Here is a 14,714-nt window from a genome sequence, read left to right on the forward strand (position 1 = left end):
TTCTTGAATTAGCTGTTGACAATAATATGTACTTTTAATTGTTACCTTGAAATGAATCACTATTTGAGATAATATTTTTAGTGGATAAAAAGGTGAAAATGGAGGCCTGTTATGAGTAATCGCTATGCAATAATTTTGGCCGCTGGGCAAGGTACTAGGATGAAATCTAAGCTTTACAAGGTTTTACACCCTGTTTGCGGAAAACCAATGGTACAACATGTTATCGATCAAGTCAATCAACTTCAGATAGAAGATATTGTAACAGTTATCGGCCATGGAGCTGAAAAAGTTCAAGAACAGCTTGGTGATTCTTGCAAGTATGCATTACAAGAGCAGCAATTAGGCACGGCACATGCTGTAATGCAAGCGGGAGACGTTTTATCCGATAAGAGTGGAATTACCCTTGTTATTTGCGGAGATACACCGTTAATCAAAGCAGAGACGATGGAAGCGCTTATAACATTGCATGAGCAAAGTAAGGCGAAAGCAACGATTCTGACAGCATATGCGGATAATCCGGATGGCTATGGAAGAGTTCTTCGCAGTGAGAACGGCCTGGTTGAAAAGATCGTCGAGCATAAGGATGCATCAGATGAAGAAAGATATGTTAAGGAAATAAATACCGGTACATATTGTTTCGATAATCAGGCATTATTTAGCGCGCTGAAAAAAGTTTCAAATGATAATGTCCAAGGTGAATATTATTTGCCGGATGTTATTGAAATTTTAAAAGAAGAAGGCGAATCGGTGACAGCCTTTCAATCAAGTGATTTTGATGAGACATTGGGTGTAAACGACCGAGTGGCTTTATCGCAGGCTGAGCAAACTCTACGGAGTCGTATCAATGAATCACATATGAGAAATGGTGTAACGATTATCGATCCACTTACAACGTTTATTGAAGCTGATGTGAAAATTGGGCAGGATACGGTTATTTATCCTGGGTCATTGATTAAAGGGAAAAGTATTATCGGGCAGGATTGCCTGATTGGTCCTAATTCGGAGATTAGTGATTGTGAAATTGGTGATGGAACTGAAATTCACCAATCGGTTGTACACGAAAGCAGTATTGGAAGTTTAGTTAAAATCGGTCCTTTTGCACATGTTCGACCTCAATCCGATATTCAGGATTCTGTAAAAATCGGTAATTTTGTCGAAATTAAAAAAACCGTTTTTGGTAAAGGAAGCAAAGCCTCTCATTTGAGTTATATTGGGGATGCAGAGGTTGGAGAGAATGTTAATATTGGCTGCGGATCTATTACCGTGAATTATGACGGTACAAATAAACATTTGACGAAGATTGAAGACGATGTTTTTATAGGCTGTAATTCTAATCTTGTTGCACCTGTAACGATAGGAAAAGGGGCATATGTAGCTGCTGGGTCAACCATCACTCAAGATGTACCGCAGGAAGCTTTATCTGTTGCTCGTGCTCGTCAAGTAAACAAAGAAGATTATGTGAAAAAGTTAAAATTTAATAATTAACCCACGGAGGTCATCATGTCAAATCAGTATTTAGATCCTAATTTAAAAGTATTCTCTTTAAATTCAAACTTTGATTTAGCTCAAGAAATTGCTGCTGCAATCGGTGTTGAACTTGGGAAATGTAGCGTAACAAGTTTCAGTGACGGTGAAGTTCAGATTAATATTGAAGAAAGTATTCGTGGTTGTGACGTTTACGTAATCCAATCAACAAGCCAACCAGTCAATGAAAATTTAATGGAACTTTTAATTATGATCGATGCTCTAAAACGTGCTTCAGCTAAAACAATCAATATAGTAATGCCTTATTACGGTTATGCTCGACAAGACCGTAAAGCACGTGCTCGTGAACCAATTACAGCTAAACTTGTAGCGAATCTTTTAGAAACAGCTGGTGCCCATCGTGTCATCACATTGGATCTACACGCGCCACAAATCCAAGGTTTCTTTGATATTCTAATTGATCACCTTGTTGCAGTTCCAATTTTAGCTGATTTCTTCAAAGAAAAAGATCTAAGTGACATTGTCATCGTTTCTCCGGATCACGGTGGAGTAACGCGTGCCCGTAAAATGGCAGATCGCTTAAAAGCACCGATTGCTATTATCGATAAGCGTCGTCCAAGACCGAATGTGGCTGAAGTCATGAACATCATCGGTAATATTGAAGGTAAAACGGCAATCCTGATTGATGACATCATCGATACAGCAGGTACTATTACACTTGCAGCTAATGCACTTGTAGAGAATGGTGCGAAAGCAGTCTATGCTTGTTGTACACACCCAGTCCTGTCGGGCCCTGCTATCGAACGGATTCAAAATTCAACTATCAAGGAACTGGTCGTAACAAATTCGATTGTTCTATCTGAAGACAAGAAAATCGATAAAATTGTTGGGCTTTCTGTAGCTCCTTTGATTGCGGAAGCAATTATTCGTGTTCATGAAGAACAATCTGTTAGCACATTATTTGATTGATAAAAAATAAAGAAAACATGGTGGGCCTAGTGTCCGCCATGTTTTTTTATATAAAATATTTGAATTATTCCGAAAATAAATTAATTCTTAGTTGACAGGTGCGAATACTGATATTAATATGTATACATATTCAATTTATATTTTATGAATCTAAAGAAAAAACTCTCTTTCTGGTTCTGAGTAAGAAAAAAGCTCACAAATTAAATGGCCGATCGGGCTACCGAAGGCTCCTTTTCACTTACCATCTCACATTAGGCATCTTTTTGACCTATTGTACTTTTGGTGAAGAAAAGGAGCTTTTTATTTTATACAAATCAGTTTTATGAGGGGTGTAGAGTATGGAAAAAAAACGCAATGTGTGGATACTGAGTATTCTTAGCATCATTATGCTGGTATTAGGAGCATGTGGGCAGGAAAAAAGCAGTACAAAGAGTGCTAACGCAAAAGAAAGTGATAAGACTATCAGAATCGGCTATCAAAAATTCGGGACATTAAATATTTTAAAATCAAAAGGAGAGCTGGAAACACGTTTAAAAGAAGTGGGTTATACCGTTAAGTGGACTGAATTTCCTGCTGGGCCTCAGCTGCTTGAGGCTTTGAATGTTGGAAGTCTTGATTTTGGGCACACAGGAGAGGCACCACCGATATTTGCACAGGCTGCTAAGGCCCCACTTGTCTATGTGGCTAATCAGCCAGCAAACCCCTCAGGAGAAGCCATAGTCGTGCAAAAGGATTCGCCTATAAAGAGTGTGGAAGATTTAAAAGGCAAGAAAGTAGGCTTGAATAAAGGGTCCAATGTTCATTATTTATTAGTTAAAGCATTAGAGGAGGCGGATCTTACTCTTGACGATATTCAGCCCGTCTACTTGCCACCGGCTGATGCGAGGGCTGCTTTTGAAGGAAATCAGATTGATGCTTGGGTAATATGGGACCCATTTTTATCTGCAGCGGAACTAGAACTTGAAACAAAAACGATTCAGGATGGAGAAGGATTAGTGGCGAATCGAGAATTCTTTTTGGCAACGGATACATTCGCAGAGAATAAAGAAGTCTTGAAAATTATTAAAGAGGAATTGAAAAAAGTAGATAAGTGGATTGAAGAAAACCCAAAGGATGTTGCAGAGTTCTTAGCTCCAGAGATTGGGATGAGTGTTGAGGCATTAGATAAAACATTAAAAAGAAAAGAATATGGACTAGAGGAAATTTCAAAAACGGCTCTGAACGACCAACAAAAAATTGCTGATACATTTTACAATCTTAAATTAATTCCAACCGAAGTAAATGTTTTCGATGCATCAATAGATGTTAAAAAAAATTAAGGGGGAAATAAAAATGAAAGTATTTTGGTTTATTCCATCACATGGAGAAAGTCGTTATTTAGGGTCAACTAAGGGTGGGAGACCTATTACACTTCCTTATTTGAAGCAAATTGCTCAGGCAGTTGACCATCTTGGGTTTGAAGGAGCATTACTTCCAACTGGACGGTCTTGTGAAGATGCCTGGGTAGTGGGATCTTCGTTAATATCTGCAACGGAAAGAATGAAATTTTTAGTAGCCATTCGTCCAGGTTTAATGTCACCGACCTTGGCAGCCCGGATGGCTGCGTCCTTTGACCGGCTGTCGGGTGGTCGCCTTCTAATCAATGTAGTAACTGGAGGAGATCCTGTCGAATTGGCTGGTGATGGTGTATTTCTGAACCATACGGATCGTTATAGGTTAACAGATGAATTTTTGGATATTTGGAGAGCGGAAATGTCTGAAGAACAGGTGAATTTTGAAGGGGAGCACTTGAAGGTTGAAGGTGGGAATATTCTGTTGCCTCCGGTACAAAAACCTTACCCTCCACTATACTTTGGAGGTTCATCTGACCCGGCCATTGATATTTCAGGAAAGCATATTGATGTGTATTTAACTTGGGGTGAACCACCAGCACAAGTGGCTGAAAAAATTGAAAAAGTTCGTAAAAAGGCAGCAGAGTACGGCCGCGAAGTTCGATTTGGTATCCGTATGCATGTCATTGTAAGGGAAACAGAAGAAGAGGCTTGGCAGGCAGCAGATGAACTCATTAAATATGTAGATGATGAAATGATCGAAAATTCACAAAAGATTTTCGAGCGGTTTGATTCAGTTGGTCAGAAGAGGATGTCCCAACTTCATAACGGCAGTAGGGATTCCCTTGAAATCAGCCCTAACCTATGGGCAGGTGTAGGTCTTGTGCGTGGTGGCGCCGGTACAGCATTAGTCGGAAGCGCAGAGAACGTTGCTGCACGAATGAAAGAATATGAGGAAATTGGGGTAGAATCCTTTGTTTTATCTGGCTATCCTCATTTAGAAGAAGCATATCGAGTGGCGGAACTGTTATTCCCTATACTCCCTGTTGAACAGCTGCAAGGTCCCGTGTCAAAAGCTACGAGTCCATTTGGAGAAATATTAGCCAACAACCACTACCCTACAAAAGGAAGTGAAAATAAACATGAAGAAAAAGTTAAACAAAAAGTTCAATAAGTTCCCTTTCATAACGTGGCTTGTACCTGTTTTTCTACTGGTAGCTTGGCAGTTGCTGTCATTGTGGGGCATTCTGTCGGAGCGGATATTACCTGCCCCGACTGAAGTACTTAAAGCAGGCATTGCTTTATTGAAAACAGGAGAACTTATAGACTATATCGGCATCAGTGCCCAGCGTGCCTTAATCGGCTTTTTGATTGGTGGGATTATTGGTTTTGTACTTGGTATGTTAAATGGGCTTTCAACCATTGCTGAAACATTATTCGATACTTCGCTTCAGATGTTGCGAAACATCCCACATTTAGCCTTGATTCCGCTCGTAATCCTTTGGTTTGGTATTGAGGAAGAAGCGAAAATATTCCTAGTGGCCTTAGGAGTTCTATTCCCGATCTATTTAAATACGTTTCATGGTGTGAAGTCGGTCGATAAAGGTTTAATTGAAGCGGCGAAGGTTTATGGGTTAAGCGGTTTTTCTTTATTCTGGAACGTGATTCTCCCTGCAGCTTTTCCATCCATTTTAGTGGGCATCCGCTTTTCGCTTGGAATTATGTGGGTCACATTAATAGTCGCGGAAACGATATCCGCCAATTCTGGAATTGGGTATATGGCTATGAATGCCAGGGAATTCATGAGAATGGATATCGTTGTACTCAGTATTCTCTTATATGCTTTATTAGGGAAAATATCAGATGTTTTTGCCAAGGTAATAGAAAAAAGATGCTTGAAATGGCATCCATCATACCAATGAGGAGGCCTTTTATATGAAAAGTGGAAGTTCATTGGAGCTGCAGAATATTAGGAAGGATTTTGGAGGTTTTGAAGTTTTAAAGGGAATAAACCTTACTTTTAAAAAAGGGGAATTCGTAGCTATTGTCGGCAAGAGTGGATGCGGGAAAAGTACCTTACTACGTCTTGCGGCAGGCCTGGATGAACCAACGGAAGGGAAGATACTGGTGGATGGCGAGTCATTAAACGGACTGAATCGATCATCCCGCACGATGTTTCAGGATGGGAGGCTTTTCCCTTGGAAAAAAATTCTTCAAAATGTTGGTGTTGGTTTAAAAGGGGATTGGAAGCCAAAAGCTATAGAGCTACTAGAGCAGGTGGGGCTGGCAGACCGAGCATATGAATGGCCATCGGTTCTATCGGGAGGGCAGAGACAAAGGGTTGCCTTAGCTAGGGCATTGGTGAACGAACCTGACATTCTTCTTTTGGATGAACCATTAGGGGCGCTGGACGCTTTGACAAGAATCGAGATGCAAAGGTTAATTGAAGAATTATGGAGAAAAAGAGACTTTACTGCCTTACTCGTTACACATGATGTGGAAGAAGCGGTTACGCTGGCTGACCGGGTCATATTAATTGAAGAGGGCAAAGTGGTTATGAATAAGGAAATTAATCTACCGAGGCCACGGAAAAAGGACAATATTCTTTACTCATCCTTGGCTGGCCAAATTCTTAATAGAGTCATGCAAGTTGAGGAGCAGGTAGAAAAAAAGGCGATTCATGCATAAAGTCTGTAATTGAATGAGTGAGGAAAAAAGAATTCCATTCGATACTTTTCTTTGTTTATCATTCGTTTAAGTTAATATTAGAGCTTTCTGTCATTCCTTTCATGTTTAATACACCGCTATTTAGGGAACTGTTAATTATAGTGAACCTGTAATTAATATTTTAGGAAGGCGGAGGATGTATGAGTAATTTATTAGCTGCAAAAGAACGTACGGATTTAAAACACTCTAATTTAAGGAACTTGAGAGAAAGCGGAGAAATCCCTGCTATTGTATATGGTAATCAAAACGGCAATACGGCCATCTCAGTCAATAATATTGAACTTCAAAAAATAATGAAAGAAATAGGACGAAATGGTATTATTTCTCTTGACTTGAATGGAACTGAATTTAAAGTCATGCTCTCTGATTATCAAAAGGATCCGATAAAGAATTTCATTTATCATGCTGACTTTTTAATTGTAGATATGTCTGCTCAATTACAGGCACAAGTACGCATCAACCTTACCGGTGTCTGTAAAGGGGTGAAAGACGGTGGTGTTCTACAGCAGTCTCTTCATGAAGTAACGGTTACGGCTAAGCCTAATGATATTCCCGAATCCATTAATGTTGATGTTACTGAGCTTCAGGTCGGCGATACAATCTACATATCTGACATTCAAACAAATCAGCAAGTTACAATTAACAACGATGGTGAAGAAGTCGTTGCCTCCGTATTGGCGCCTCGTCAGGAAGAGGAAATTAGTACAGGTGAACAGCAAGATGGCGGTATTCCTGAAAATGAAGAAGGCAGGGAGACTAAGGCTTCACCAGAGTCATGATGCCGGGATTAAACAAGTAAGTCATGGTATAATAGGCGTAGCTCTTAATGAGTTACGTCTTTTCTACTTCTGTATGCGTCCGTTTACATCTGGTAAAACTATTGGGAATTGATTTCTTTAAATAGAGTTTATTTCTAATTAGTTCTCCGGTCGCTTGCAGGTAAGCTTGAAATTGAGGTACTATTTTTCTAGGGTCATTCTGATCTTAGAATTTTCGTCCACACGTAACTCCCTAAATATCGGTAATGACGGAGTGTGAATCATGAAAATTATTGTAGGGTTAGGGAACCCAGGTAAACAATATGAAAAAACACGGCATAACGTCGGTTTTGAAGTAATAGATGAGTTATCTAAAAAGTGGTCGATCTCACTCGATCAAGCCAAGCATAAGGGAATCTATGGTGTAGGAATGGTACGGGGAGAAAAGGTTTTATTACTTAAGCCGCTAACCTACATGAATTTATCAGGTGAATCGATTTCGGCTGTTATGCATTTCTTTAAGGTGGAAATAGCGGATGTGGTTATTATATATGATGACCTCGATTTACCGCCAGGAAGAATCCGTCTTCGTCAAAAAGGAAGTGCAGGCGGTCATAATGGAATAAAATCTACAATTTCTCACTTGGGTACACAAGATTTTAACCGAATTAGAATAGGTATCGGTCGCCCAATCGGCCATGTTCCAGTACCTGACTATGTATTGGGGCGTTTCTCCCAAGAAGAATGGAATCATGTAGGGGCTACGATTGAAAAAAGCGCCGCTTCTTGTGAAGCTTGGTTGGAAAAACCATTTATACAGGTCATGAACGAATATAACCAATAAGCTAAGAGTAGATATAAGTAAAGAATAAAATCTTTCGCTGAATAAATCCCCCTTACTTTTGTACATACTAACACTATTACAAAATAGGGGGTTACCAAATGGCTCTCCATTATCGTTGCCGACATTGTGGAACTAAGCTGGGTTCTATCGAGGCACACGCACTGAGTACGGAGCAGTTAGGTTTTAATCAACTTACTGATGAAGAGCGTCAAGAGATGATCGTTTATGATTCTGAGGGAGATATGCATGTGAGGGCGATATGTGAAGATTGTCATGAATCGCTGCAAAGAAACCCTGAATTATATGAAAGCGATTATATTATTCATTAGCGGGAGAGGGCTTTGGACAAAATCCAAAGCATTTTTCCGTTTGTTTTGTTTTAAAGATATGAAGATAGAGAATGAACCAGTTAATAAAGAGAGACCTTGGCTGAATATGCCGGGTTAAAAATACAAGGACTTGAAACGGTTTTCGCACGTTAAGAGAGGAGGGACAGATTGTGAATGGATTGCAAAACTTATTCTCCAAACAAGATGATGTTCATTCGTTAATAGCCGGCATTGATGAGGGACTTAAGGAACAAATAGTATCTGGTCTAACAGGTTCTTCGAGATCACTTCTGCTGGCGGCCGTATATGAAAAGACGAACAGGCCGATTTTATTAGTAACCCATAATTTATTGCAAGCACAAAAATTCCATGAGGATTTATCCAGTTTTATCCCAGAGGATGAACTATATATTTATCCCGCCAATGAGTTAATTGCTGCTGATTTGAGTGTAGCCAGTCCTGAATTAAGAGCCCAACGTGTAGAGGCATTGAATTTTTGGACGGAGGGAAAGAAAGGGATTGTCATTGCGCCTATTCCTGGGGTTCGCCGTGTGCTTCCTCCAAAGGATATTTGGAAGAGGCATCAGCTTACATTTAAACTAGGTGAAGAAATTGAACTTGACCCAACGCTTAATAAATTTATTGCAATGGGCTATAACCGGGCGGAAATGGTTGCCTCTCCAGGAGAATTCAGCATTCGGGGCGGTATCATCGATATATATCCGATTACGGAACCTAATCCAATGCGAATTGAGTTATTTGATACAGAAATAGATTCCATTAGAACCTTTTCTACGGAAGATCAGCGATCAATTGAGAAGCTCCAAAAAGTGACAATCGGTCCGGTTAGTGAGGCCTTGCTAGAAGAAAGGCACATTGAAAGAATTATATCGAAACTCGAAAGCGGATTAAGTAAAAGTTTGAAAAAGCTTAAAGATGAAAAAACAAAGGAACAATTGGTTCAAACGATCAGCTCTGAACTTGAACAGCTGAAAATGGGGAATAAGCCCGACCAAATCTTTAAATACTTAAGTTTAGCTTATGAGGAACCAGCTAGTTTAATAGACTATTTACCTGTAAATGGCTTAGTTTTCTTAGATGAAATCAGTAGAATCCAGGAAATCAATGATTCTTTGGAAAAGGAAGAGGCAGGATGGTATACCGACCTTTTAAGTCAAGGGCAGATTATCCATGATATTAAATTGGCTCATCCCATGCATGAATTAATTATGAAATCAAACAGGCCGTTTGTGTATCTTTCATTATTTTTAAGGCATGTACCGCATACAAATCCTCAGAATATCCTGAATTTTGCCAGTAAACAAATGCAAAATTTCCACGGACAGATGAACGTGTTTAAAACTGAACTGGAACGTTGGAAAAAAGGAAAGTATACAGTCGTTATACTAGGCCAGGATGATGAACGGGTGAAAAAGCTGCATTCGGTTTTAGAGGATTATGATATTGAAGCGGCAGAGCTTTTTGATGCGAACAGTATTCTTCCGGGGAAAGTACAGATTTTACGCGGCAGCCTTAACAGTGGCTTTGAATTACCTATGCAAAAATTTAGTATTATTACGGAAACGGAATTATTTAATAAGAAATCTAAAAAATCAATTCGCAGGCAGAAACTATCGAATGCGGAACGAATAAAGAGTTATTCCGAACTGAAAATCGGTGACCATGTCGTTCATGTTAACCATGGTATCGGGAAATATTTGGGGATTGAAACGCTAACCATCAATGGAGTTCATAAGGATTATCTACATATCCGGTATCAGGCGGATGACAAGCTGTATGTACCAGTTGACCAAATTGATCTTGTCCAAAAATATGTCGGTTCCGAAGGCAAGGAGCCGAAGCTTTACAAATTAGGCGGGACGGAATGGAAACGTGTTAAAAGCAAGGTTCAATCATCTGTTGAGAATATTGCGGATGATTTAATCAAGCTGTATGCAGAAAGGGAAGCGGCAAAGGGTTATGCCTTTTCACCTGATGGGGATATGCAGAGGGAATTTGAAACATCATTCGCCTATAACGAAACAGAAGATCAACTGCGTTCTATTGTAGAGATTAAAAAAGATATGGAACGTGAAAGGCCAATGGATCGTTTATTATGTGGTGATGTTGGTTATGGGAAGACAGAGGTAGCTATTCGCGCTGCTTTTAAAGCTATTATGGATGGCAAGCAGGTTGCTTTTCTCGTTCCAACTACTATCCTTGCCCAACAGCATTTTGAAACATTGAGAGAGCGTTTTCAGGACTATCCTATTTCGATTGGGCTTATGAGTCGTTTTCGGACGAAAAAGCAGCAAACGGAAACGATAAAGGGATTAAAAGCCGGAACGGTGGATATCGTTGTGGGTACGCACAGAATTTTATCCAAAGATATTGTGTATCGAGACTTAGGCTTGCTTATTATTGATGAAGAACAGCGGTTTGGCGTAACGCATAAGGAAAAAATCAAACGCTTAAAAACCAATGTCGATGTATTGACTTTGACAGCGACGCCAATTCCAAGGACTCTCCATATGTCCATGCTTGGCGTGCGGGATTTGTCTGTCATCGAAACACCTCCAGAGAACCGTTTCCCAATCCAAACGTATGTAATGGAGTATAATGGCTCGCTGTTAACAGAAGCAATTGAGCGAGAATTGGCAAGGGATGGTCAGGTTTATTTTCTCTATAATCGGGTAGAAGATATAGCAAGAAAAGCAGAAGAAATTTCCATGTTGGTGCCAGATGCCCGCGTCACATATGCACATGGGCAAATGTCTGAGCAGGAACTAGAAGCTGTTATGTTTGGATTTTTAGAAGGCGAATACGATGTTTTAGTAAGTACAACTATTATAGAGACCGGTGTGGATATTCCAAATGTCAATACACTTATTGTGAATGAAGCAGATAGAATGGGACTTTCCCAACTTTATCAGCTGCGTGGTCGTGTTGGGCGATCCAATCGGGTAGCATATGCATTCTTTACTTACAGAAAAGATAAAGTTTTGACGGAAGTAGCAGAAAAACGTCTCCAATCCATTAAGGAATTTACAGAATTGGGATCAGGGTTCAAAATTGCGATGCGTGATTTATCCATCAGGGGAGCTGGGAATATACTAGGTGCTCAACAACATGGCTTCATCGATTCAGTCGGTTTTGATTTGTACTCTCAAATGCTGAAAGAAGCTGTAGAGGCGAAACGTAATGATCAACCAGTTGAAGAAAAGTCTTCACTTGAAATTGACGTTGAAGTAGATGCGTATATCCCTGATGCCTACATAGCGGATGGACATCAGAAAATCGAAATGTATAAAAGATTCAGAGGCATTACTTCTCTAGAAGAAGTGGAAGAATTACAAGATGAAATGCTCGATCGATTCGGTGAATATCCTGATGAAGTCGCCTATTTATTTCTAATTGCTGAAATGAAGGTGTATGCTGAAAAAGCTGGAATTGAAAGCATTAAGCAATTGAAGCAGGAAATCAGCATTCTTCTCAGGGAAAAAGTAAGTAGCGGCGTAGATGGACAAAAGGTATTTGAGCTAGGATCAAAGTACGGCCGTATGGTTGGCTTTGGTATGGATGGCAATCGAATGAAGCTTGTTTTACACATTAAAGGTGTAGAACAAAGCAAGTGGTTAGACATCCTCTTTGAGATGGCTAAAGGCTTACAACATGTAAAAAAAGAAATTCAAGCAACAAAAAATTAAAGAAAATGATTGTCTTTTTGAAGTTGTCTGTTTTTAAGATGTTATGGTAAAAAGGTGTATCAAAAAGAAAAATTTTTTCAAAGTGCATAGAACTTACCATTAGAAAAATACTAAGTACAATAGCTGGTGTTGATTTTGCTACGAAAAGAGGATTTATCAAATCAATTAGAGGAAAGTGAGGCAACATTAGATGAAAGCAACTGGTATCGTTCGCCGAATTGATGATTTAGGAAGAGTTGTCATCCCGAAAGAAATTCGAAGGACTCTCCGCATTCGTGAAGGTGATCCATTAGAGATTTTTGTGGACAGAGATGGAGAAGTCATCTTAAAGAAATACTCTCCTATTAGTGAATTAGGCGATTTTGCAAGAGAATATGCAGAAGCACTTTATGATAGCCTTGGAAACCCAGTTATGATCTGTGACCGGGATACTTACATTGCAGTGGCAGGTGGATCTAAAAAAGAATACTTAAATAAAAGTGTTAGTGAACTAGTAGAAAAAATTATGGAAGAAAGAAATCCCGTTCTGGAATCTCCAAATGGACAGATTTCCTTCGTGGATTCGAATGATGAAGAGATTCAATCATATACAGCAGCTCCGATCATTGCGAGTGGTGACCCGATTGGTGCCGTCTTGATTTTCTCTAAAGAAGGAACATTAGGTGAAGTGGAACAGAAATCGGTTGAAACAGCAGCAAGTTTCCTAGCTAGACAAATGGAACAATAGGTTAGGACATGCCATTATATTTTTGGATGTAAAAAGGGCAGCAATCGCTGTCCTTTTTGTCTTTTAATAAAGACAAAAAAATATAGAGGAACATTTAAAGCGGGGAGGCCCAAGCCTCTTTGTGGAAATTGGAAAATCATTAACAGTATGGATAACCTATGAAAAACAACCACTCAATTATGCTATAATTACTACCACATATGAGTGAAAAGGGGAAAAAAAATGGCTGCAAAGCCTTACAAAACTTCAAAAGAACTTTTCAGGGGTGCGTTAATCCTAAGTGCAGCCGCGATTATCGTAAAGATTTTGAGTGCGGCCTATCGCATTCCTTATCAAAACATAGCTGGAGATATCGGGTTTTATATCTATCAGCAGGTATATCCGTTTTATGGGGTTGCTTTAACGCTCTCTACACTAGGCTTCCCGGTTGTCATATCTAAACTAATTGCAGAACGGGAGTCTTCTAAAAATAGTTTTGCGGTTAAAGATATTTTATTGACCTCGTTTGTCGTCTTATGTTCGTTAGGGATTATCATGTTTATTGCACTGTTCCTAGGGGCAGAATGGATTGCCGGGATGATGAAAGATCCTCAACTATCAGGTCTGCTGAGAATCATTGCTTTTTCCTATTTATTAATGCCGTTTTCTTCTGTTTTAAGGGGCTACTTCCAAGGAATAAACGACATGATTCCTACAGCAAGTTCGCAGGTCGCCGAACAATGTATCCGGGTTTTAACAATACTGGTGTTGTCTACTCTATTGGTGTATTGGGATTACTCTGATTATGATGTCGGTAAGGGAGCAGTCTTTGGTTCGATTACGGGTGGCATAACAGGACTGGTACTGCTTTTTGTTTTCGTTTTCTTAAGAGAAGAATGGAAGCTTTTTTCCCAAATGAAAATCAAACCGTCAATTTTCATCAGGATTTCCAAAGCTTTGATCTTTCAAGGTTTGGCTTTTTGCATCACGGGCCTTATTCTAATCTTGTTTCAGTTCGTTGATTCACTGCACCTGTATTCTCTATTAAGGGAAACGGGGATGGGAGAAATAGAAGCAAAAGAATGGAAAGGGGTTTATGACCGTGGACAGCCCTTACTACAGCTAGGGACAGTCGTGGCGAACTCTTTTGCATTGGCACTTGTACCAGTTATTGCTGGATTCGTTCAGAGGAGAAATAAACAGGAATTGCTTAATAAGATAAAATTAGCACTGCGTGTAAGTGCGACTATTGGAATGGCGGCCGCTATCGGGTTGGTAGTAACAATGAAACCGGTCAATTATATGCTGTTTACTGACGATAAGGGGACAATTACTTTAGCAATTTTCTCCTTATCGATATTATTTACATCGCTCATTATGGCGAAAGCGGCAGTTATTCAAAGTTTAGGGTATTCGATTGCCCCGGTGATCATTACGATTGTAGGGGTGTGCAGCAAATGGGCGTTGAACCTTGTTCTTGTGCCCCGTTACAAAATTGCAGGGGCAGCCTCAGCAACAGTACTTGCCTTTATAATCATGACTGTATTGTTTTATATAGTATTGAAAGTACATATAAAAAAACCTTTAATTGAAAAGAAGCAGCTGTTTATAATTTTAAAGAGTACGGTCTACATGGGTACATCAGTTCTGTTATTCAACACCGTATTTCAGGTGGTGTTGCCAGATGAAAGCCGACTGTTAGCTACAATTCAGGCATTGATTGGTGTGGGAATTGGTGCAGTTGTTTTTGTTATGGCAGTCATTCGGGCAGGTTTATTTAGTCAGGAAGAACTCTCCTTTATACCTGTAGGGTCAAAGCTTAAACGATTTATCATAACGAATAGGAGTAAATGAAATC

General features: G+C 39.6%; 12 protein-coding genes. All 12 read left to right on the forward strand.

Going from position 1 to position 14,714, the window contains the following annotated elements:
- Positions 1–111 precede the first annotated feature (111 nt).
- Complete coding sequence (gene glmU, locus JFV29_RS28295) at positions 112–1,485, forward strand: bifunctional UDP-N-acetylglucosamine diphosphorylase/glucosamine-1-phosphate N-acetyltransferase GlmU (RefSeq protein ID WP_201187791.1); 1,374 nt, start codon at positions 112–114, stop codon at positions 1,483–1,485.
- A 15-nt stretch (positions 1,486–1,500) separates the two neighbouring features.
- Entirely contained in the window at positions 1,501–2,454 is a 954-nt protein-coding gene (locus tag JFV29_RS28300; RefSeq protein WP_053348997.1) for a ribose-phosphate diphosphokinase, read from the forward strand.
- A gap of 338 nt (positions 2,455–2,792) precedes the next feature.
- Positions 2,793–3,773, forward strand: coding sequence for a sulfonate ABC transporter substrate-binding protein (locus tag JFV29_RS28305; protein WP_201187793.1), 981 nt, complete (start codon positions 2,793–2,795; stop codon positions 3,771–3,773).
- 13 nt (positions 3,774–3,786) lie between these two features.
- Complete coding sequence (ssuD, locus tag JFV29_RS28310) at positions 3,787–4,959, forward strand: FMNH2-dependent alkanesulfonate monooxygenase (protein ID WP_201187796.1); 1,173 nt, start codon at positions 3,787–3,789, stop codon at positions 4,957–4,959.
- Entirely contained in the window at positions 4,928–5,707 is a 780-nt protein-coding gene (gene ssuC, locus JFV29_RS28315) for an aliphatic sulfonate ABC transporter permease SsuC (RefSeq protein ID WP_201187798.1), read from the forward strand. Before ssuD ends, ssuC begins: the two co-directional genes overlap by 32 nt.
- Positions 5,708–5,720: 13 nt before the next feature.
- Positions 5,721–6,473, forward strand: a complete 753-nt coding sequence (locus tag JFV29_RS28320) for an ATP-binding cassette domain-containing protein (protein ID WP_201187800.1) — start codon at positions 5,721–5,723, stop codon at positions 6,471–6,473.
- A gap of 179 nt (positions 6,474–6,652) precedes the next feature.
- The gene (locus JFV29_RS28325; protein WP_201187802.1) at positions 6,653–7,291 is read left to right on the forward strand and encodes a 50S ribosomal protein L25/general stress protein Ctc; all 639 of its coding nucleotides are present in this window, start codon (positions 6,653–6,655) and stop codon (positions 7,289–7,291) included.
- 262 nt (positions 7,292–7,553) lie between these two features.
- Positions 7,554–8,114 carry an aminoacyl-tRNA hydrolase gene (pth, locus tag JFV29_RS28330; RefSeq protein WP_201187804.1) on the forward strand — a complete coding sequence of 187 codons (561 nt, stop codon included), beginning with the start codon at positions 7,554–7,556 and terminating at the stop codon, positions 8,112–8,114.
- Positions 8,115–8,212: 98 nt separating this feature from the next.
- Complete coding sequence (locus JFV29_RS28335) at positions 8,213–8,443, forward strand: anti-sigma-F factor Fin family protein (protein WP_056525473.1); 231 nt, start codon at positions 8,213–8,215, stop codon at positions 8,441–8,443.
- A gap of 170 nt (positions 8,444–8,613) precedes the next feature.
- On the forward strand, positions 8,614–12,150 hold the full coding sequence (gene mfd / locus JFV29_RS28340) for a transcription-repair coupling factor (RefSeq protein ID WP_201187806.1): 3,537 nt from the start codon (positions 8,614–8,616) through the stop codon (positions 12,148–12,150).
- Positions 12,151–12,340: 190 nt separating this feature from the next.
- Positions 12,341–12,877: a stage V sporulation protein T gene (gene spoVT, locus JFV29_RS28345; protein WP_053348988.1), complete on the forward strand. Its 537-nt coding sequence runs from the start codon at positions 12,341–12,343 to the stop codon at positions 12,875–12,877.
- Between the two features lie 222 nt (positions 12,878–13,099).
- The gene (locus JFV29_RS28350; protein WP_201187808.1) at positions 13,100–14,710 is read left to right on the forward strand and encodes a putative polysaccharide biosynthesis protein; all 1,611 of its coding nucleotides are present in this window, start codon (positions 13,100–13,102) and stop codon (positions 14,708–14,710) included.
- Positions 14,711–14,714 lie beyond the last annotated feature (4 nt).

Origin of the sequence: Peribacillus sp. TH16, from assembly GCF_016651095.1 — a bacterium.
In the GTDB taxonomy this organism is placed as follows: Bacteria; Bacillota; Bacilli; order Bacillales; family DSM-1321; genus Peribacillus; species Peribacillus butanolivorans.